This is a genomic window from Rhizomicrobium sp. (assembly GCA_037200045.1).
Classification (GTDB): domain Bacteria; phylum Pseudomonadota; class Alphaproteobacteria; order Micropepsales; family Micropepsaceae; genus Rhizomicrobium.
In genome coordinates this window covers 1,659,176-1,678,407 of record JBBCHM010000001.1, presented here as the reverse complement: position 1 = coordinate 1,678,407, position 19,232 = coordinate 1,659,176, and the positions used below count along the sequence as shown (strand labels likewise).

The 19,232-nt window shown below is 67.4% G+C and carries 23 protein-coding genes; 16 read left to right on the top strand and 7 right to left on the bottom strand.

Annotated elements, in window-relative coordinates; genetic code table 11:
- Positions 1-18: 18 nt before the first annotated feature.
- Positions 19-804 carry an ABC transporter permease gene (locus WDM86_07830; GenBank protein MEI9989933.1) on the bottom strand — a complete coding sequence of 262 codons (786 nt, stop codon included), beginning with the start codon at positions 802-804 and terminating at the stop codon, positions 19-21.
- A 65-nt stretch (positions 805-869) separates the two neighbouring features.
- Between WDM86_07830 and WDM86_07825 the strand changes: the two genes are divergently transcribed.
- Positions 870-1,133 carry a BrnT family toxin gene (locus tag WDM86_07825; protein MEI9989932.1) on the top strand — a complete coding sequence of 88 codons (264 nt, stop codon included), beginning with the start codon at positions 870-872 and terminating at the stop codon, positions 1,131-1,133.
- The gene (locus tag WDM86_07820) at positions 1,123-1,446 is read left to right on the top strand and encodes a BrnA antitoxin family protein (GenBank protein ID MEI9989931.1); all 324 of its coding nucleotides are present in this window, start codon (positions 1,123-1,125) and stop codon (positions 1,444-1,446) included. Before WDM86_07825 ends, WDM86_07820 begins: the two co-directional genes overlap by 11 nt.
- A gap of 7 nt (positions 1,447-1,453) precedes the next feature.
- Here WDM86_07820 and WDM86_07815 read toward each other — a convergent pair whose 3' ends face one another.
- A complete protein-coding gene (locus tag WDM86_07815; GenBank protein MEI9989930.1) occupies positions 1,454-2,200 on the bottom strand; it encodes an ABC transporter ATP-binding protein in 747 nt (248 codons plus the stop codon).
- 7 nt (positions 2,201-2,207) lie between these two features.
- On the bottom strand, positions 2,208-3,200 hold the full coding sequence (locus WDM86_07810) for an ABC transporter substrate-binding protein (GenBank protein MEI9989929.1): 993 nt from the start codon (positions 3,198-3,200) through the stop codon (positions 2,208-2,210).
- Between the two features lie 256 nt (positions 3,201-3,456).
- Between WDM86_07810 and WDM86_07805 the strand changes: the two genes are divergently transcribed.
- Complete coding sequence (locus WDM86_07805) at positions 3,457-4,236, top strand: RMD1 family protein (protein ID MEI9989928.1); 780 nt, start codon at positions 3,457-3,459, stop codon at positions 4,234-4,236.
- Between the two features lie 445 nt (positions 4,237-4,681).
- On the opposite strand, the gene WDM86_07800 is transcribed toward WDM86_07805, so the two are convergent.
- Together WDM86_07800 and WDM86_07795 are read right to left on the bottom strand one after the other, a co-directional pair.
- The gene (locus WDM86_07800; protein MEI9989927.1) at positions 4,682-6,865 is read right to left on the bottom strand and encodes a PBP1A family penicillin-binding protein; all 2,184 of its coding nucleotides are present in this window, start codon (positions 6,863-6,865) and stop codon (positions 4,682-4,684) included.
- An 80-nt stretch (positions 6,866-6,945) separates the two neighbouring features.
- Positions 6,946-7,836 carry a LysR family transcriptional regulator gene (locus tag WDM86_07795; protein MEI9989926.1) on the bottom strand — a complete coding sequence of 297 codons (891 nt, stop codon included), beginning with the start codon at positions 7,834-7,836 and terminating at the stop codon, positions 6,946-6,948.
- A gap of 95 nt (positions 7,837-7,931) precedes the next feature.
- Between WDM86_07795 and WDM86_07790 the strand changes: the two genes are divergently transcribed.
- A complete protein-coding gene (locus WDM86_07790) occupies positions 7,932-8,804 on the top strand; it encodes an aldo/keto reductase family oxidoreductase (GenBank protein ID MEI9989925.1) in 873 nt (290 codons plus the stop codon).
- Between the two features lie 173 nt (positions 8,805-8,977).
- Here the strand turns inward: WDM86_07790 and WDM86_07785 are convergent, their stop codons facing one another.
- On the bottom strand, positions 8,978-9,460 hold the full coding sequence (locus WDM86_07785) for a hypothetical protein (protein MEI9989924.1): 483 nt from the start codon (positions 9,458-9,460) through the stop codon (positions 8,978-8,980).
- Positions 9,461-9,617: 157 nt separating this feature from the next.
- Between WDM86_07785 and WDM86_07780 the strand changes: the two genes are divergently transcribed.
- From WDM86_07780 to WDM86_07765, 4 genes are all read left to right on the top strand, one after another.
- The gene (locus WDM86_07780; protein ID MEI9989923.1) at positions 9,618-10,412 is read left to right on the top strand and encodes an enoyl-CoA hydratase/isomerase family protein; all 795 of its coding nucleotides are present in this window, start codon (positions 9,618-9,620) and stop codon (positions 10,410-10,412) included.
- A 182-nt stretch (positions 10,413-10,594) separates the two neighbouring features.
- Entirely contained in the window at positions 10,595-11,275 is a 681-nt protein-coding gene (locus tag WDM86_07775; protein MEI9989922.1) for a hypothetical protein, read from the top strand.
- Positions 11,163-12,482 (top strand): terminase family protein, encoded by a 1,320-nt coding sequence (locus tag WDM86_07770; protein ID MEI9989921.1) that lies wholly within the window; start codon positions 11,163-11,165, stop codon positions 12,480-12,482. The genes WDM86_07775 and WDM86_07770 overlap by 113 nt, the downstream gene beginning before the upstream one ends.
- A 167-nt stretch (positions 12,483-12,649) precedes the next feature.
- Positions 12,650-13,801: a phage portal protein gene (locus WDM86_07765; protein ID MEI9989920.1), complete on the top strand. Its 1,152-nt coding sequence runs from the start codon at positions 12,650-12,652 to the stop codon at positions 13,799-13,801.
- Here WDM86_07765 and WDM86_07760 read toward each other — a convergent pair.
- On the bottom strand, positions 13,777-14,355 hold the full coding sequence (locus tag WDM86_07760; protein MEI9989919.1) for a hypothetical protein: 579 nt from the start codon (positions 14,353-14,355) through the stop codon (positions 13,777-13,779). The genes WDM86_07765 and WDM86_07760 overlap by 25 nt on opposite strands.
- Positions 14,356-14,465: 110 nt before the next feature.
- Here WDM86_07760 and WDM86_07755 point away from each other — a divergent pair, with 110 nt between their 5' ends.
- From WDM86_07755 to WDM86_07720, 8 genes are all read left to right on the top strand, one after another.
- Positions 14,466-14,726, top strand: a complete 261-nt coding sequence (locus WDM86_07755; GenBank protein ID MEI9989918.1) for a hypothetical protein — start codon at positions 14,466-14,468, stop codon at positions 14,724-14,726.
- A 31-nt stretch (positions 14,727-14,757) separates the two neighbouring features.
- The gene (locus WDM86_07750) at positions 14,758-15,321 is read left to right on the top strand and encodes an HK97 family phage prohead protease (protein ID MEI9989917.1); all 564 of its coding nucleotides are present in this window, start codon (positions 14,758-14,760) and stop codon (positions 15,319-15,321) included.
- 1 nt (position 15,322) lies between these two features.
- Positions 15,323-16,561 (top strand): phage major capsid protein, encoded by a 1,239-nt coding sequence (locus tag WDM86_07745; GenBank protein MEI9989916.1) that lies wholly within the window; start codon positions 15,323-15,325, stop codon positions 16,559-16,561.
- 188 nt (positions 16,562-16,749) lie between these two features.
- Complete coding sequence (locus WDM86_07740) at positions 16,750-17,313, top strand: head-tail connector protein (protein ID MEI9989915.1); 564 nt, start codon at positions 16,750-16,752, stop codon at positions 17,311-17,313.
- Positions 17,314-17,322: 9 nt separating this feature from the next.
- Entirely contained in the window at positions 17,323-17,649 is a 327-nt protein-coding gene (locus WDM86_07735; GenBank protein MEI9989914.1) for a phage head closure protein, read from the top strand.
- Positions 17,646-18,050 (top strand): DUF3168 domain-containing protein, encoded by a 405-nt coding sequence (locus WDM86_07730; GenBank protein ID MEI9989913.1) that lies wholly within the window; start codon positions 17,646-17,648, stop codon positions 18,048-18,050. The genes WDM86_07735 and WDM86_07730 overlap by 4 nt, the downstream gene beginning before the upstream one ends.
- 134 nt (positions 18,051-18,184) lie before the next feature.
- Positions 18,185-18,601, top strand: coding sequence for a phage major tail protein, TP901-1 family (locus WDM86_07725; GenBank protein MEI9989912.1), 417 nt, complete (start codon positions 18,185-18,187; stop codon positions 18,599-18,601).
- Positions 18,602-18,723: 122 nt separating this feature from the next.
- Positions 18,724-19,071 carry a GTA-gp10 family protein gene (locus tag WDM86_07720; GenBank protein ID MEI9989911.1) on the top strand — a complete coding sequence of 116 codons (348 nt, stop codon included), beginning with the start codon at positions 18,724-18,726 and terminating at the stop codon, positions 19,069-19,071.
- Positions 19,072-19,232: the final 161 nt, after the last annotated feature.

Sequence of the window (19,232 nt, the reverse complement as noted above, 5' to 3'; positions counted from 1 at the left end):
GCATAATTACCATATTTGTCAACCCTCCCGCTTGACCGCGCTTTCGTGCCAGCGGTGCAGGAGGGCCCATTCCAGCGCCGTCATCGCGAACAGGATCGCGATGCCGAGGATCGACAGCAAAGCCAGTGCCGCGAATTCCTGGGCGGTGTCGAGATTGCGGTTGGCGAGCGTGATCACCCAGCCGAGCCCCAGATCGGTGCCCGATCCGGCGACGAACTCCGCCGTCACCGCGCCGATCAGCGCCAGGCCGCCGGAGATCTTCATGCCGGTCAGGATATAGGGCAGGGCGCCGGGCAGTTGCAGCCGCCACAGGACCTGCCAGCGCGACGCGCCATAGAGCTTCATCAGGTCGATCAGGTTGTGGTCGGCCGAGCGCAGGCCGGTGATCGTGTTCGACAGCACGGTGAAGAAGGCGATGATCCAGGCCAGCACGACCAGGACCTCGCTGACATTGTCGTAGCCGATCCAGATCAGCAGCAGGGGCGCGATCGCCACCACCGGCGTCACCTGCAGCACCACGGCGAAGGGATAGAGCGCGTATTCGATCAGCCGGCTCTGGCTGAACAGCACGGCGAGCCCGACCCCCGCGACGGTGGCGAGCACGAAGGCGGCGGCGGTGATCTTCACGGTGAACAGCAGCGCCGGCAGCAGGATGTCGGCATGTTCGAAGAACGCGGCCCAGATCTCGCTCGGCGTCGCCAGCACCAGCGGCGAGATGCCCAGCGCATGCACCCGCCATTCCCAGAAGGCGAGCGCCGCCGCGAACACCAGCGCCGGCACGGCATAGCGGGCCCAGGTCTTCATGCCGCAGCCCTTTTCCGTGCCACGAAAAGTCCGGACGCCCGGATTTTTCGTGCTACAATAAAGCGATGGACTTCGAATGGGACGAAGCCAAGCGGCTGTCGAACCTGGCCAAGCATGGGCTCGACTTTGTCAATGCGGCCAAGCTCGATTGGGCGCGGGCGAGCATTCTCCCGGATCACCGCTTCGACTATGGCGAGGATCGGTATCGCGCCTTTTTGACGATGGACGGCGTTCTCTGCTCGATCGCATTCACGCGCCGAGCCGGTGCGCTTCGCATCATGAGCTTCCGCCGCGCCAACCGGATGGAAAGGAGACTGTATGGCTCGTAAGAAAAAAAACCGGCCGCCGGAATATGGCGTGCCGGATGATGAGAATCCGGAGTGGACTGCGGAGGATTTCCGCAACGCCCGCCCGGTGCGTGAGGTCATGCCTGAATTGATCGAGGCTGCCGAGCGGCTGCGCGTCCGTCTCGGCCGCCCCAAACTCGAAGAGACCAAGGAACATGTCTCGCTCCGCCTCGATCCGGTCGTCGTGAAATCGTTCAAGGAGGACGGTCCGGGCTGGCGCACGCGCATCAACGACGAACTCGTCAAGCTCGTGAAACGGCGCAAGCCGTCGCCGCGCAAGAAGAAGCGGTCGTGACGCGCGCTCATGCCGCCATCGCCTGTTTCAGCGCCGCCGACACGCGCGCCGCCTCGCGGGTGAATTCCGGCGTCAGGCGCCAGGCCTCGTCGCGCGCCGGCGGCGGCGCCAGCGCGACCTCGGCGGCAACGCGCCCGGGCCTCGGCGTCATCACCACCACGCGCGACGACAGATAGGTGCTCTCGAACACGCTGTGGGTGACGAACAGCACGGTCAGCGCGTCCTCCGCCTTCAGCTTCAAGAGGTCGTCGTTCAGCGCCTGGCGCGTCAATTCGTCTAGCGCCGCGAAGGGCTCGTCCATCAAAAGCAATTTCGGCTCGGCGGCGATGGCGCGCGCGATGGAGACGCGCATCTTCATGCCGCCGGAAAGCTCGCGCGGAAACGCCTTCTCGAATCCCGCCAGCCCAACCCGGGCGAGCGCCCGCGCCGCGCGGTCGCTCGCCTCGGAGCGGTTCACATGTTTGAGGTCGAGCGGCAGCCGCGCATTGGCCAGCGCCCGGGCCCAGGGCATCAGCGTCGGCTCCTGGAACACGAAACTCATTTCCGGCTTGCCGGTGGGAAATGCCACCGTTCCAGCGTCGGGCTTCAGCAATCCGGCGACGATGCGCAACGCCGTGGACTTGCCGCAGCCCGACGGCCCGACCAGCGACACGAACTCGCCATCGGCGACATCGAGATCGAGGCGCCCGATCGCCTGCGTGCCGGAGTCGAACCGCTTGGCGATGCCGGAAAGGGAGAGGAGGAGCGGCGGCACGTCCGGTCTACTGAAAATTCATCGGCATGGCGCGGACGAAGCGCAGATCGTAGGCCTGCTTGTAGGGCAGCCTGGCATCGTACAGCCCGTCCTTCACCATCGTATCGAAGAATTCCTTCCATTTGGCGTCCGTCATCGTGCCCAGCCCCAGCGTCACCGCGTCGCCCGAGATCGCGATGCCATAGGCCTTCAGCTTGGCGATCGCCTGCTTGATCAAGGCGTCGCTCTCCTCCGGATTGTCGCGCTTGATGAGCGCGTTGGCCGGCGCCGGATTGCCGTTCAGGTAATCGAGCCAGCCCCGCTGCGTCGCGTCGACGAAGGCCTGCACCGCCTTGGGGTTGCCGTCGATCCAACTCTGCGGCGCGAACACCATGTTGGCGTAGCCGGGAAAGCCGTTGTCGGCGAGCAGGAAGACCTGCGGCCGGATATGCGCCTGGGTCTCGATCGTATAGGGCTCGCTCGACAGATAGCCCTCCTGGATCGCCAACGGGTCGACGATGAACGGCGCCAGGTTGAAAGTGTATTTGCGGATCTGGGAATCGGAGAAGCCGTATTTCTTCTTCAGCCACGGCCACCACGCCACCGTCGCCGCGTCCGACAGGAGGATGGGCTTGCCCTTCATGTCGGCCAGCCGCTTCACGTCGGCGCGCGGATGGGTGAGCAGCACCTGCGGGTTCTTCTGGAAGATCGCCATCACCGCCCGGATCGGCGCGCGCTGGCGCACGAGGTTGAGCGCTATGAAGCAGTCCGAGCCGATGCCCAGATCGGCCGCGCCGCCGGCCAGCATCTGCGGCACGTTCACCGTGGGTCCGCCCTCGACGATGACGACGTCGAGCCCGGCCTTCTTGTACAGCCCCTCGGCCAGCGCCTCATAGAACCCGCCATGCTCGGCCTGCGCCTTCCAGTCGGTGACGAAGCGGATTTTGATCGGCGGCGATAGAACCGCCGGAATGGTCGGCATGGGCTGGACAAGACGGGCCGCCGCCGGCGTGGCCGTCATGACTAGTGCGGCGAGAAGTGCGAGGAGAATAGGTCTTTGTCTCATCCAAGAACCCCGTGTCATGGCCCGCGAATGCGGGCCACCCAGTTGGGTTCTGCACGCTGTCGGGAGGTCCACGACTTTCACAATCTTGCGCGCGTCGTGCAAGGCGTCACCGGGGTGGCCCGCATTCGCGGGCCATGACATTCCTTCGCTTGCGGCTGGGCAGGCCGCCGCCGCGCGCGCATACTAAGGCATGAGCCTTGTGGACCCTCTGGTGCGGACGGAAACCGCGGCGCGCGGCCGTGCCCGCGCCGTGCTGCTTGGCGAACGCCTCGCCATCGACCGCGCCCGCTTCGCCCATGTCGTGTCGGCCGCGCCGTTCAGCTACCGCGCGGGCGCGGGCTATGTCGTCGCCTTCCGTTATGGCGTGGTCGTGTTCGTCGGGCTCGACGCGGCGGAGGAGGCGGCGGCCCTGGCGCAATTCGACGGCGATGTGCGCCATGCCACGCCGGTCGAGGAAGAGCGGGTGGATTTCGAGACCGCCGGCGCGGAGGACGGGCCGGCGCCGGACGGCATCCTCCGCATGAAGACGCTCAGCCTGCCCTATGTGCTGGTGCTTGCGGACATCCTGGCAAAGAGCGTCGCGCTCGCCCGTTACGAGCGCGAGATCGCGCAGGTGTTCGACACCATCGAATCCGCCGCCTCCTCGCTTGCCACCACCGGCCGCGTGCCGGACATGAAGCGGCCGATGCTGCGCCTGGTCGGCTCGGCGCTGCTGGCCCAGCACCGCGTCTCCGGCCGCATCGCGTTCGCGGAAAAGCCGGACATCCTGTGGGATCATCCCGAACTCGGCCGTTTCTACGCCAGGCTGGAAGACGAGTACGAGATCATCGAGCGCGGCACGCTGCTCAACGGCAAGCTCGGCGTGATCGGCACGGTGGCGGAGACCTTCACCGACATGATCGACACCGCGCGCTCCACGCGGCTGGAGCTTCTCATCGTCGTGCTGATCCTGGCCGAGCTCGTGATCGGCATCGTCGCGCTGTTCCGCTGACGCTGTGCCTCGACCCGCGGGCCGGGCGGCGCGAATTCCGTTGCTTGCCGCGCTCAAGAACTTTGTGGTCCGAAATAATAAGAAGGTGTCATGCCCCGCGAATGCGGGGCACCCAGGTGACGCTTGCGCCGGCGGCGCGGATTTCACCTGGATCCGCCGTTCGTATGCTGTCGCCAAGAACTCGCGGCGGATGACAGCGGGAAGTTGATGGCAAGAAGGCCAAGTCGCCGAGATCGCAACGAACTCCGCGTTCTCCTGCGGCTCCGCGTGAGTCATCTCGCCGAAGGCACGTTGGACTCGTTTCGGTCTGAAATTACCCAAATGGAGTTCGTCATTGCCCGGCTTGTCCGGGCAATCCATTTTTTGGGCGCCAAAATTGGATCGCCCGCATAAAGCGGGCGATGACGGACCATATTTTGGCGAGTCAACCCAAACCGAAACGGGTCTAATTCGATTCCCGGCCGTTGCCGTCCGAGTTCTGGCTGTCGCCGTCTTGCGGCGCGCCGTCCTGCTGCTGTTGCTGCTGCTGCACGGGCCGTCCGTCGGAATCGCGGCCGCGGCGGTTGAACAGCCAGTCCCAGAAATTGCCGTGGTTGCCGTCGGCGTCCGCCGGCGGCTGCTCGTCGCCGTCATGCGAACCGCGCCCGCCACCATAACCGCCGCTCCCCGACTCGTCGTCGCCGGTGGCCGGCGTATAGACGTCGCCGGAGTCGCCGAAGATGGTCGAGGAATCCGTCGGCGGCTGCACGTCGGACTTGTCGAGCGGCGTCGAGGCCAGTCCCTTCTCCGCCACCGTCATCGTCGCCTTCCAGATCTGCGCCGGCAGCGAGCCGCCGGTCACGCCCTTCATCGGCGTCGAATCGTCATTGCCGACCCACACCGCCGCGACATAGTCATGCGTGAAGCCGGCGAACCACGCGTCGTGGAAATCCTGCGTCGTGCCGGTCTTGCCCGCCGCGTCGTGCCCCGCCAGCGCCGCCGACATGCCGGTGCCGTGCAGGACCACGCCGTTCAGCATCGCCACGAGGTCGCGGTTCACATGGCTCGCCACGATCCGCTCGGGCTGGTCGGCGGGCTTCCTGCGATAGAGGACATTGCCGCCGCGATCGTCGATCTCGGTCACGAAATAGGGATAGACCTTGAGCCCGCCATTGGCGAACACCGCATAGGCGCGCGTCAGCTCCAGCGGCGTGACTTCGGATGTGCCGAGCGCCAGCGAGGCGTTCTGCGTCAGCTTGGATTCGATGCCGAGGCGCTGCGCCGCCAGCACGACATTGTCGACGCCGACTTCCTGGGCGAGGTTGGCGGTGATCGTGTTGACCGAATGCGCCAGCGCGTCGGCCAGCGTGATCGTGCCATAGGAGCGGCCGCCGAAATTGGTCGGCGTCCAGCCGCCGATATCGACCGGCTGATCCTCGCGCTGGTCCCACGGCGTCAACCCGCTCTCCAGCGCCGCGAGATAGACGAAGGGCTTGAAGGCGGAGCCCGGCTGGCGATGCGCCTGGGTGGCGCGGTTGAAGGTGCTCTCGTCGTAATCGGTGCCGCCGACCAGGGCGACCACCGCGCCGTCCGGCGTCATCACCACCACGGCGGCCTGGCTGGCATGCGCCTTGGGACCGCTCTTGGCGATCACCTTCTGGGCGGCGGCGCGCGCCGCGTTCTGGATCTTGGGGATCAGCGTGGTGTGGACGATGAGGTCCTCGTTCGGCGCCACGCCGTCGCGGGTCGCCAGCCGCATCGCCTCGTCGGCCGCGGTGTCGAAGTAGTAGTTCTGCGTGTCGCGGCCCTCGCGGTCGGCGACCATGGCGGGGCTCGCCTTGGCCGCGTCGGCCTGGCCTTGCGTGATCGCGCCGGTCTCCACCATGGCGCGCAGCACCACGGCGGCGCGCGCCTGCGCCCGCACCAAATCGCGCCGGGGCGAGAAGACCGAGGGCGCGCGCGTCAGCGTCGCCAGCATCGCGGCCTCGGGCAGCGTCAGTTCGCTCGCCGATTTGTTGAAATAGACATGCGCCGCGCCGTCCACGCCATAGGCGCCCGAGCCCAGATAGATGCGGTTGAGATAGAGTTCCAGGATCTGCTTCTTGCTGAGCGATTTCTCCAGCTTGGCGGCGTCGACCAGCTCCTCCATCTTGCGGCTCATCGTGCGCTCCTGGGAGAGGAACACGATCTTGACCGTCTGCTGGGTGATGGTGGAGCCGCCCTGCACCGTGTGGCCGGCGCGCCAATTGGTCCACAGCGCGCGCGCCAGCCCGCGCACCGAGAAGCCGCCATGCGAATAGAAGTCGCGATCCTCCATGGCGATGAAGGCGGCCGGCACATAGGCCGGCATCTGCTCCAGCGTCAGGCGCTGGCCGATGATCGCGCCGCGATGGCCGACCTCGTTGCCCTCGGCATCGAGGAAAGTGAACGCGATGGGCCGGTTGACGGCGTAAAGGTCCTTGGACATGTCCAGCGGCGAGGCGAACCAGGACAGGATGGTCGGCGCCATCAGGAGCAGCGCCAGCGGCACCGCGACCGCGGTCGTCAGGATGGCGAGCAGCGGCGCGAAGAACCGGCGGCGCTTGACGAAGAAGTCGGCGAGCGCCTGGACGTTCCGCGAAATCGCCTCAAGGGGTTCGTTGCCAGCCATCGGGCGCGTTCGTCGCCCATATTTGCGGCGCAATCAAGGCTTTAGGGTTTAACGGAGACGTAATGTGGCGCGGCGGGCCGTCATTTGCTCTTGATGAAATCGACAAACGCCCGCAGCGGCGCCGGCAGATGGCGGCGGCCGGGATAATAAAGGAACGGTCCCGAAAATTCCTGCCACCACGGCTCCAGCACCGGCACCAGCGCGCCGCTGTCGAGCGCGGCCCGCAGCCACGCCTCGAAGTGATGGACGATCCCAAGTCCGGCGATCGCGGCGTCGACGATGAGGTCGCTGCCCGCGCCCACCCGCACTTCGAGCGGACCGGCGGGATCGATCTTTATGATTTCGCCGTCGCGCTCGAATTCCCAGGGCGGCGAGGCGCCGCTGGCGAAGCGGCCCTTGAGGCAGGCATGGCCGAGCAGATCGCGCGGATGTTCGGGCTTGCCGCGCGCCGCGAGATAGGCGGGCGCCGCGGCGGTGGCCATGCGCTGAATGCGCGGCCCGATCGGCACCGCGATCATGTCCTGTTCGAGCCGCTCGTCATAGCGCACGCCGGCATCGCAGCCGGCCGCCAGCACGTCGACGAATCCTTCCTCGACCACGACCTCCAGCCTGATGTCGGGATAGGCCTTGAGGAAGTCCGGGACGATCGCGGGAAGGACCAGGACCGCGACGCTGCCGGGCACGTTGAGCTTCAGCGTTCCGGTCGGCCGCTCGCGGAAGGCGTTGACGACGTCCAGCGCGGCTTCGACTTCGCCGAGCGCCGGCGCCAGCCGCTCGAACAGCCGGGCCCCCGCCTCGGTCGGCGCGATGCTGCGCGTCGTGCGGTTGATCAGCCGCGTGCCCAGCCTGGCCTCCAGCCGGCGCACCGCCTCGGAGAGGCCCGAGGGCGATTGCCCGGTCAGCCGCGCCCCGTCGCGGAACCCGCCCGCGCGCACGACCGTCATAAAGGCGGAAAGATCGTTCAGATCCATTGTTCGAAATTCCGCACGACCCGTGCCGATTATACGGGATTATCGCGCGATGCCAACGGCCCCACATTCCCGTTGTACCTTTCAGGAGACCCGACATGCCCGACACGCCCACCTATTCCCTCGGCGACCGCGCCGTGAACCGCATGGGCTATGGCGCGATGCAGCTCGCCGGCCCCGGGGTCTTCGGGCCGCCAAAGGATCGGGCGGCGGCCGTCGCCGTGCTGCGCGAAGCCGTCGCCAGCGGGGTCGATCACATCGACACCAGCGATTACTACGGTCCCCATGTCACCAACCTTCTGATCCGCGAGGCGCTGCATCCCTATCCGCGGAACCTGACCATCGTGACCAAGGTCGGCGCGCGGCGCGGCGAAGACGGCTCGTGGCTACCGGCGATGGCGCCGGCCGAGCTGGCCAGCGCGGTGCACGACAATCTGCGCCATCTCGGCATCGATGCGATCGACGTCGTCAATCTGCGGGCGATGGGTCGCATGCACGAGCCGGGCGAGGAATCGATCGCCGAGCAATTCTCGGCGCTGGCCGACCTGCGGCGCCAGGGCCTCATCCGCCATCTCGGCCTCAGCAATGTGACGGCCACGCAGTTGAAGGAGGCGCGCGGCATCGCGCCGGTCGTATGCGTGCAGAACCTCTACAATCTTGCCCATCGCGCCGACGACGCGTTCATCGACGAGCTGGCGGGGCTGGGCATCGCCTATGTGCCGTTCTTCCCGCTCGGCGGTTTCTCGCCCTTGCAGTCGGACATCCTGTCCGAGGTCGCGGCGGGGCTCGGCGCCACGCCGATGCAGGTCGCGCTTGCCTGGCTGCTGCACCGTTCGCCGAACATCCTGCTCATCCCCGGCACGTCGTCGGTGGGTCACCTGCGCGAGAATTTGGCGGCGGCGGACATCGTGTTGTCCCAAGACGTGCTCGCCAGGCTGGACGCCATCGGCAAGGCGGGCGCGCAAAAATAAAGGTTGTCATGGCCCGCGAATGCGGGCCACCCAGTTGAAAGCGGCAGTCTGCTCGAAAGGTTGGGGCGCTCAAAATTGTGAGAAGATGCAAACGTCACCTGGGTGGCCCGCATTCGCGGGCCATGACACCGTTTATAAAACTCACCGCAACGAACCTCGCAACGCACCGCCGCTTACTTCTCGTAGAAATAATAGCACCCGATCAGCGTCTGCGTCGTCTTCGGATCGTCCTCAGCCATCACCGTCAGCGTCCGCTGTTCGGCGATCGGCATTTCGCAGCTCCGCATGCCGTCGCTGGCCTCGCAGTGCGCGAGCGGCTTGCCGACGCGCCGCTCCAGCGCCCGTTTCGCCGTATCGAATTTCGCATCGACCAGAAGCGAGAAGCCCACGCCCATGCCGACGCTCTCGGGAAACGCCTGCGCGATGCGCAAGCCGTCGACCGAGACCTCCGCCTTCGGCACGACAAAGGGATCGTTGTCGCCGCGTTCGAAGCCCGCGCGCAAACGATCGCCGAACGCCTTCAGCTTCGCCGGATTGCTCTTCTGCCAGTCGAGCCAGGAATCCTGGCACGCCGCCATGCGCGCGAGGCCGGCATCGTCGGCGCCATGGGCGGGCACGACGACGAACGCGGCCAGCGCGGCAACGGCCAGACGCAACGGAAGGAATCGAATGGGATGCGGCACAAGCAGCCCCGCTGGGAAGCGCCGAGCCTATTCGGGCCATGTCGCAGGGGCAATGCCGCGCGATTTCGCGTTGCTTCCGCCGCCTTGGCGACGAACAATGCGCCCAAACCCGCCGCGGGAGGAATTTCGAATGTCGGACGTCATCAAGATCTCGGACCACGGCCATGTGCGCACCATCGTCCTCAACCGGCCGGAGAAGAAGAACGCGCTCAGCAACGCGCTGGCCTGGGGCATCGTCGCCGCCATCGAGGACGCGGCGAAGGACGATAACGTCTGGGTCGTCGCGCTGACCGGCAGCGGCGACTCGTTCTGCGCCGGCCTCGACCTTTCGGGCAATGACCGCTTCCATCCCGCCTCGCCGCAGACCGCGCAGCTCGACGACATCAGCTGGGTCGGCAATTTCCTGCTCGCGATCCGCAAGCGCTGCGACAAGCCGGTGGTCGGCGCGATCAACGGCGTCGCGGTGGGCGCCGGGCTCGGCCTCGCCATGGCGACGGACGTGCGCCTCGTCGCAAAAAGCGCGCGGCTGATGGCCGGCTACACCCGCATCGGCGGCTCGCCCGACGCCGGCCTGACGATCACGCTGCCCCAGGCGATGGGCTATGAGCGCGCTTTGCGCTTCATGATGGAGAACCGCACCGTCCAGGGCGAGGAGGCGGTGACGCTCGGCATGGCCGGCGAGGTCGTGGACGACGAGGCGCTCGCCGAACGCACCGCCGCCTATTGCGCCCAGCTTTGCGAATGGTCGCCGATCACGCTGCGCCTGCTCAAGCGCGGCATGGTCAAGTCGCTGGAGACCACCGACATGGAGCAGCAGCTGCGCTACGAGCTCTCCAACATCCGCATGGCGTTCGGCAGCGAGGACGCCAAGGAAGCCCGCAAGGCGTTCTTCGAAAAGCGCAAGCCGGTGTTCAGCGGGAAATAGGGGCGTAAGCGGAGCCGTTGCGAGGCGCGGCTATCCACCCTCTCGGTGTCATCCGCCGCGAATGCGGCGGACCCAGCTGACATCCGCCCCGACGGAGCGCATTGGACCGCGCTGCTGACTGACAATGCTGTGCTGTTTCACCTGGGTCCGCCGCATTCGCGGCGGATGACAGCCGTGGATGAATGTCTGACGCGAAGGCGCTGTTCGGACGATTACATGTGCCTCGAAATTTATTTTCGCGAAACAAAATATCGTTCGCCGCATCGCATCCAAAAACACTATCCACGCGGCAAAACATTTTTCTCCGCGGTCTCCGCGCCTCCGCGCGAATCGCTCTGTTGGATAAGTCCGGTTTCGAAGCGCTCTGGAAATTTTTTCGCAGGCCCCTTGAACCGAGTCGGTCTACGCACCAAATCCCCCATATCCCCACAAGTGTAGCCAAGATGGAAACGGACCCGGAAACGGAGCGCCGTGCGCTGCCGCGCACGAACGCCAAGCATTGGATCGGCGTCACCGCCGAAGACATTCCGCCAGGATGGATGGACGACATGGTCAAACGACTCTTCGACGAACTGAACAGGCAGATGATCCGCGCCGAACAGGCCAGCATCCAGGAGCCCGACCTGAAGAAGGACGAAACCGAATCCGGCAAGCAGCTGGAAACGCGCGAAAAGCGCGCCCGCGTGCTCGTGCGCCTTCGCGGCGAACTCGAACGCCTGACCCGGATGGAGACGGAGCGTGCCTCATTGCGTGCCACCAAGAAGACCGGAACCCGAACCGAAACCCGCGCCCGCCTACAACGCGACGTTCTGGCGGCGGTTCACGCCGGACGAACTAAGGACGGCACTGGAGAGTCTCGATGACGATCAACTCGCATTCCTCCGGGACGACTGGCTCGTCCGGGCGCGGCCCGAACAAATCCCGCCGCAAGGCGACTGGCGAATCTGGCTGTTCCTCGGCGGACGCGGCACCGGAAAAACGCGTAGCGGCGCCGAATGGATCGCGGAAGGCGTCGATTGCGGCGCCATGCAACGCATCGGCCTCATCGGCGCCACATACAACGACGCGCGGGCGGTCATGATCGAGGGCGGCTCCGGCTTGAAGGCGGTCAGCGCGGGCGCGGATTTCGAACCCTCGCTCCGCCGCATCAAATGGCCGAACGGCGCGATCGCCACCGTGCTCAGCGCCGACGAGCCCGACGGCATCCGCGGCCACCAGTTCGACGCCATCTGGGCCGACGAATTCGCCAAATGGTCCGATCCGCAGGAGGCGCTCGACATGGCCTTGATGAGCCTTCGCATCGGCAAGGATCCGCGCATGGCGATCACCACCACGCCGCGCGCCATCGCGGCGCTGAAGAATCTCCTGGCCTCGCCCGACGTGACGGTCACCAGGGGCGTCACCGCCGACAACGCGGCCAATCTCGCGCCCGGCTTTCTCGAAACGATGCGCCGGCGCTATGCCGGCTCGCGGCTCGGCCGCCAGGAGCTCGACGCCGAGATCATCGAGGACAACGATGTCGCGCTGTGGCGCCGCGTCTGGATCGATCTGGCGCGGGTGAAGACGGCGCCGGCGCTCGGCCTTGTCGTCGTCGCGGTCGATCCGCCGGCCAGCGCCGGCGGCGACGCCTGCGGCATCGTCGTGGCGGGCCGGGTGGAAAACGAGGGCGACGGCTATGTGCTGGCCGATGTCTCGTCCGATGGCCTGACGCCCGGCGAATGGGCGCGGCGCGCGAGCGACGCCTTCACGCAATTCGACGCCGATCTGGTGATCGCCGAAGCGAACCAGGGCGGCGACATGGTGCGCGCGGTGCTCACCGAACAATTTCCCGACTTGCCGATCCGGCTGGTGCATGCGACGCGCGGCAAGAAAATCCGCGCGATGCCGGTTGCCGCGCTGTACGAGCAGGGCCGGGTGCATCACGTCGGCGCCTTCGCCGAGCTGGAGGACCAGATGTGCCAATATGACGGCACCGGCGAAAGCCCCGACCGCATGGACGCGCTGGTCTGGGCGCTGTCGCACCTGTTCCCGATGGAACCGCGCGCCAATCCGAAGGTACGGAATATCTAGTCTTCGCCCCACGCCCGCTGTCATGGCCCGCGAATGCGGGCCACCCAGCTGACGTAGCCTCGTTCTCGAAATTCAAGATGAGCTTCCTTGAGAAGCACGTGCCGCTCTCACCTGGGTGGCCCGCATTCGCGGGCCATGACACCGTTTATTGTCTGGGAAGTGACCCAATGTTCGAATTCCTCAATCGCCGCGCGCCGGAACGCAAAGCCGCGCCGCTTATCGCGCTCTCGCTCTCGGGCACCGCGCGCTGGGCGCCGCGCAACTACGCTTCGCTCGCCCGCGAGGGCGTGCTCGCCAACGCCATCGTCTATCGCTGCGTCCGCCTGATCGCCGAAGGCGCCGCCTCGGTGCCGTTCCTGCTCTATGACGGCGCGGCCGAGCTCGACGCCCATCCGCTGCTCGCGCTCCTCACCAATCCCAATCCCGAGGAGGACGGCGCCACCTTCTTCGCGCGCTGGTATTCCTTCCTGCAATGCGCCGGCAACGCCTATATCGAGGCGGTCGCCGCCGGCGGCGACGTGAAGGCGCTCTACACATTGCGGCCCGACCGCGTCGCCGTCGTGCCCGGCGCGCGCGGCTGGCCGAGCGCCTATGACTACACGGTCGACGGCCGCGCCACGCGCATCGCGCGCGGCGCCGACGGTTTCCTCCCCGTGCTGCACACCACGCTGTTCCATCCGCTCGACGACTATTACGGCCTCTCGCCGGTCGAGGCCGCGGCCCGCGCCATCGAGGTGCACAATGCCGGCGCGGCCTGGACCAAGGCGCTGCTCGACAACGCGGCGCGGCCCTCCGGCGCGCTGGTCTATCGCGGCCCCGACGGGGCGAGCGGCCTCACCGACGATCAGTTCGCGCGGCTCAAGCGCGAGCTGGAAGACGCTTATCAGGGCGCCGGCAATGCCGGGCGCCCGATGGTCCTGGAAGGCGGCCTGGACTGGAAGTCCATGAGCTATTCGCCGGCCGATCTCGACTTCGCGCAGTCGCGCGATGCCGCCGCGCGCGAGATCGCGCTCGCCTTCGGCGTGCCGCCGATGCTGCTCGGCATTCCGGGCGACAACACCTTCGCGAACTACCGCGAGGCGAACTTAAGCCTGTGGCGCCAGACGATCCTGCCCCTGGTGGCGCGCACCGCCTCGGCGCTGAGTCGCTGGCTCGGCCCGCGCTTCGGCGACAATCTGCGCATCGGCTACGACCCCGACGCGGTGGACGCGCTGGCGATCGAACGCGAAAGCGTGTGGGACCGCCTGAACGCGGCGACATTCCTGACCGAGGACGAGAAACGCGCGGCGGCGGGCTATGGACCGCTGCCGCCGGCTTGACGCAATGGAACGTCCGTCGCCGCCTGGGCGGTGGGCAGATAGGCTTTGGGTTCGACGATATGCACGAACAGGATCGCATCCGGCACGCCGCCTTCGCCGCCGAGTGGGGCCTGGAAGGTTTCGGATTGGAAATAGGTCCGGTTGGCGAATTGCACGATTCCGTGGCAACGCAGCGGCGCGCGCAGATCCAGGCTCAGTTGCGCCAGGCGATGCCAGCGGGTGCGGAACGGCTCGGGCACCACTTCGTCGATGAAGTCGCCGGCCTTGCCGCCCCAGATGCGCTGCGGCTGGCCGCCCATCACGCGCAGGCGGTAGCGGTTTGCGGTTTCGCCGCCGAGCACGTCCCAGATGATGACATTGGACAGGAAGGTCTTCATTGCCCGCGGCGTCAGGTCGGCGCGCGTCGGCAGCGGGTTGCCGGCGGCGGCATGCGTCCACACCGCCAGGCACTCGCGCAGCTTGGGCGAGCGGAAGTCCAGCGCGCCATCGGCGCGCGTCGACCAGCCGTCGCGTTCGGCCCAGGCGTTGAATTCGTCGATCTGCGGTTTCACCATGGCGCGATCCTGCGCCAAACCCGTTGATCGGCCGTAAAGGCGCGCCACGTTTTCGAAGACGTAAACGTCGCCTTAACCTGTCCGCCGGGGGAAAGGGAAAGCCCAGCGTCATGACCCTCGCCGAAACCTTCCAGCCGGTGCTGGAGAAGAAACTTCCGGCCGCCCTTGTGGCGGCTTTTTTGTTGCAGACGGCGGGCGCGCTGTTCTGGGCGGGTTCCGCCGCCGAGCGCATCGCCGATCTGGAACGCACCCAGTCGCACGACCAGGCCGCCATCGAGCGCGTCGCGGTCTTGGAGGCCCAGCTCTCCGACATCCGCGCCACGCTCGGCCGGATCGAGAACAAGCTGGATAAAGACCGACCCTCCCCTTGAGGGAGGGTAGGGCTCACACAGGAACCCCCACATGCCCATCGTCCAACGCGTGAGGCCCCGCCTCGCGCGACAGAACACGCCCGCGCTGATCGAAGCGCTCGGTCACGGCGAATTCGAAGGCTATGCCTCGCTGTTCTCCGTGGCCGACGGCGCCGGCGACGTCGTCGCGCCCGGCGCCTTCGCCCGCTCGCTCAAGCACCGCGCTCCCGACCGCGTGCGCATGCTCTATCAGCATCACGCCGACGAGCCGCTCGGCGTGTGGGAGGCCATCGCCGAGGACGGCAAGGGCCTCTATGTCCGCGGCCGCCTCAACCTGGAGGTCGAGCGCGCCCGCGATGTCGGCTCGCTGATCGCGCAGGGCGCGCTCAACGGGCTCTCCATCGGCTTCCGCGCCATCCGCGCCAAGCGCGACCGCGCCACCGGCCAGCGCGTCCTGAACGAGATCGACCTTTGGGAGATCTCGGTCGTCACCTTCCCGCTGCTGCCCGGCAGCGAAGTCACCGCCATCGGCCGCAAGGCCCGCGAAGCCGAACTGCTCAAGCACGCCGCGCATGTCCTGCGCGCACAACACGCCTTCACCCCCAAGGAGAAATGACATGGACTACGAAACCAAAGCCGCGACGCCGCAGATCAAGGACGCGTTCGACGAGTTCCTGCAGGCCTTCGCGCAATTCAAGGACGCCAACGACGAACGCCTGGCCGCGCTCGAACGCCGCTCGGCCGATGTCGTCACCGAAGAGAAGGTCGACCGCATCAACAAGGCGCTCGACGAGCAGAAGCGCGTCCTCGACGCGCTGACGCTGGAGGCCGGCCGTCCCGCGCTCGGCGCCGAGCGCAAGTCGCAGACCGATCGCGACGCGCTGGAACGCAAATCCGCCTTCGACCGCTATGTCCGCCGGGGCGACGCCGGCGGCCTGGACGCGCTGGAACTGAAGTCGTCGTTCTCCGCCGGCTCCAACCCCGATGGCGGCTACACCGTGCCGCTGGAGATCGAGAACACCATCGACTCCATCCTGATCAAGGCCTCGCCGATCCGCGCCATCGCGACCGTCCGCCAGATCGGCGGCACGACCTATCGCAAGCCGATCGCCACCAACGGCCCCGCCACGGGCTGGGTCGCGGAGACCGCGGCGCGGCCGCAGACCGACACGCCGACCCTGGCGGTGATCGATTTCCCGACCATGGAGCTCTACGCCATGCCGGCCGCGACGCCGCATCTGCTCGACGATTCCGCCGTGGATATCGAGCAGTGGCTGGCTTCGGAGGTGCAGCTCGTCTTCGCGCAGCAGGAAGGCGCCGCCTTCATCTCCGGCAACGGCACGACCCAGCCCAAGGGCTTCCTGTCGGAGACCATCGTCGCCGATGCGAGCTGGGTCTGGGCCAAGCTCGGCTATATCGCATCGGGGGCCGACGGCGCCTTCGCCGCGTCCAACCCGATCGACGCGCTGGTCGGTCTCGTCTATGCGCCCAAGCAGGCCTATCGCGCCAACGGCACCTGGGTGATGAACCGCAAGACCGAGAGCGCGATCCGCAAGTTCAAGGACACGACCGGCAACTACATCTGGCAGCCCGGCGTCGCCGCCGGCCAGCCGCCGACGCTGATGGGCTATCCGGTCGCCGAAGCGGAGGACATGCCGGACATCGCCTCGGCGAGCTATTCGATCGCGTTCGGCGATTTCGCGCGCGGCTATCTGGTGGTCGACCGGATCGGCATCCGCACCCTGCGCGATCCCTACAGCGCCAAGCCCTATGTGCTGTTCTACACGACCAAGCGCGTCGGCGGCGGCGTGCAGAACTTCGAAGCGATCAAGCTGATGAAGTTCAGCGCGTCTTAAGCTGCACGCGGAGCCGCGGAGAACGCGGAGCGAAGCTCTACAAAGCCGTCATCGCCGGGCTTGTCCCGGCGACCCATGAACACCCGTCTGGCGGTGGTGCATATGGATGGCCGGCCGGCCATGACGAGTGATGTGTGGTTTTTCTCCGCGCCTCCGCGTCTCCGCGTGAAATTTCAAGGTCACAACGCATGCCCCTCACGCTCACCACGCCCCCCGCGCTCGAGCCCGTCACGCTGGCCGAGGCGAAAGCGCATCTGAAGGTCGACACGGCCGACGACGACGCGCTGATCACCGCGATGATCACCGCCGCGCGGGCCCGCGCCGAATGGCACACCGGCCGCGCGCTGATCGCCCAGGCCTGGACGCTGCATCTGGATTGCTGGCCGGCCTCCGGCACGATCGAGATCCCGCTGCCGCCGCTGCAGAGCGTGGTCTCGGTGACGAGCTACGCCCGCGACGATTCCGCCGCGGTGCTGAGCCCGTCGCTCTACACGGTCGACGCGGCGTCCGCCCCGGCGCGGCTGGCGCTGAAGACCGGCGCGCCGCCGCCGACCAATCTGCGCAACGTCAACGCGCTCGCCATCGCCTTCACCGCCGGCTATGGCGCCGCCGCGTCGGACGTGCCGGGCCTTCTGAAGGAAGCGATCCTCGAACTCGTCGCCTTTCTCTACGAGAACCGCGGCGAGGCGCCGGCCGAACTCCCGCTCGCGGCGCTGGCGCTGCTCGCGCCGTTCCGGGTGCTGAAGCTTTAAGGAATTCCCATGCTCTCCACGCTCACCCAGCGGGCCACGCTGCTCGCCTGCACGCTCACGCCCGATGGCGGCGGCGGCTTCACGCAGGCCTGGGAGGCCTTCGCCTCCGTATGGATCGCGCTCGAGCCGCTCGGCGCCAGCGACACGGTCGGCGCCGACCATCTGCAATCGCGCGTGCGCCATCGCATCACTCTGCGCCGCCGCGACGACCTTGCCGCCGGCCAGCGCGTCCAGGTGGGGCCACGCCTCTTCCGCGTCCACGCCGTGGTCGACGAAGGCCCCCGCGCCGCCGCGATCGCGCTTGCCGTCGAAGAACTTCCGGGAGATCCGTCATGAGCGCCGCGAGCTGGGCCCTGCAACAGGCGATCTTCGCCACGCTGTCCTCCGACAGCGGCGTCACCGACGCGGTGGGCGAGCGCATCTTCGACGCGGTGCCGCGCGGCGCCGCCTATCCCTACATCGTCATCGGCGACGACAAGGAGAGTGACTGGTCGACCGCCACCGAGCCGGGCAGCGCCCATGCGCTCACCATCCATGTCTGGTCGCGCGCCGCCGGCCGCCGCGAGACGCGGCTGGCGGCGCAGGCGGTGATCGCCGCGCTGAACGGCGCCGAGCTCGCGCTGTCCGGCCAGACGCTGATCGACCTGCGCTGGCTCGAAAGCGAAAGCAGCCGCGAAAGCGACGGCGAGACGGTGCATGCGCAGCTTCGCTTCCGCGCGGTGACCGAGCCGGAATGAATTTCCTCCCCCGCGTTTGCGGGGGAGGGGGACCGCGAAGCGGTGGAGGGGGACCGGCTGGGCTGGCCCCCTCCGCCTCGCTCCGCTCGGCACCTCCCCCGCAAACGCGGGGGGAGGAAACACAGGAGACCACCATGTCCGCCCAAAAAGGCAAAGACCTGCTCATCAAGATCGGCGACGGCGCGTCGCCGGAAGTCTTCACCACCGTGGCCGGTCTGCGCGCCACCCAGCTCACCTTCAACGCCACGACGGTCGACATCACCAACGCCGATTCCGCCGATCAGTGGCGCGAGCTGCTCGCCGGCGGCGGCGTCAAGACCGCGTCGGTCAGCGGCTCCGGCGTGTTCAAGGACGCCGCCTCCGACGCCGCGCTGCGCGCCGCGTTCTTCGCCCAGGCGACCGGCAATTTCCAGCTCGCGATCCCCAGCTTCGGCACCGTCACCGGCCCGTTCAAGATCGCCTCGCTGCAATATGACGGGCCGTATGACGGCGAGCTGAAGATTTCGCTCTCGCTGGCGAGCGCCGGCGCGCTGGCGTTTGCATCCATATAACTTTCCTCCCCCGCGTTTGCGGGGGAGGGGGACCGCGAAGCGGTGGAGGGGGCCGCGCCGCGCCCTCCGCTTCGCTCACTCAGCACCTCCCCCGCAAACGCGGGGGAGGAAAGGAAAGCATCGTGCCCAACCGCATCCGTGGCGAAGCCGGCCTCACCGCCGGCGGCTGTAGCTATCGCCTTCTGCTCACGCTCGGCGCGCTGGCCGAGATCGAGGACGGCCTCGGCCTCGCCAACCTGTCCGACGTCGCGGCGCGGCTGAAGACGGTGCGGGCCGCCGATCTCGCCGTCGTCGCGGCGGCGCTCCTGCGCGGCGGCGGGCACGAGTTCGAGCCGGCCGACGTCCTGCGCCTGCCCTGCGATCTCGGTACGCTCGTTATCGCGGTCGCAGCCGCGTTCGACGCCGCCGGCCTCGAACCGGGAAGCAATGGCGGAGACACCACCCGCCCTTTCGCTGGAGCGACTGGCTGAGCCTGGGCCTTGGCCGTCTTCGCCTGACGCCCAACACCTTCTGGCGCCTGTCGCTCCCCGAATGGCGTGCGCTGACAGCGCCACCGCGCGGCACGCCGCCGCTCGCGCGCAAGGAGCTCGAACGTTTGATGTTGTTGCATCCGGATTGAAATCGCCGTCGT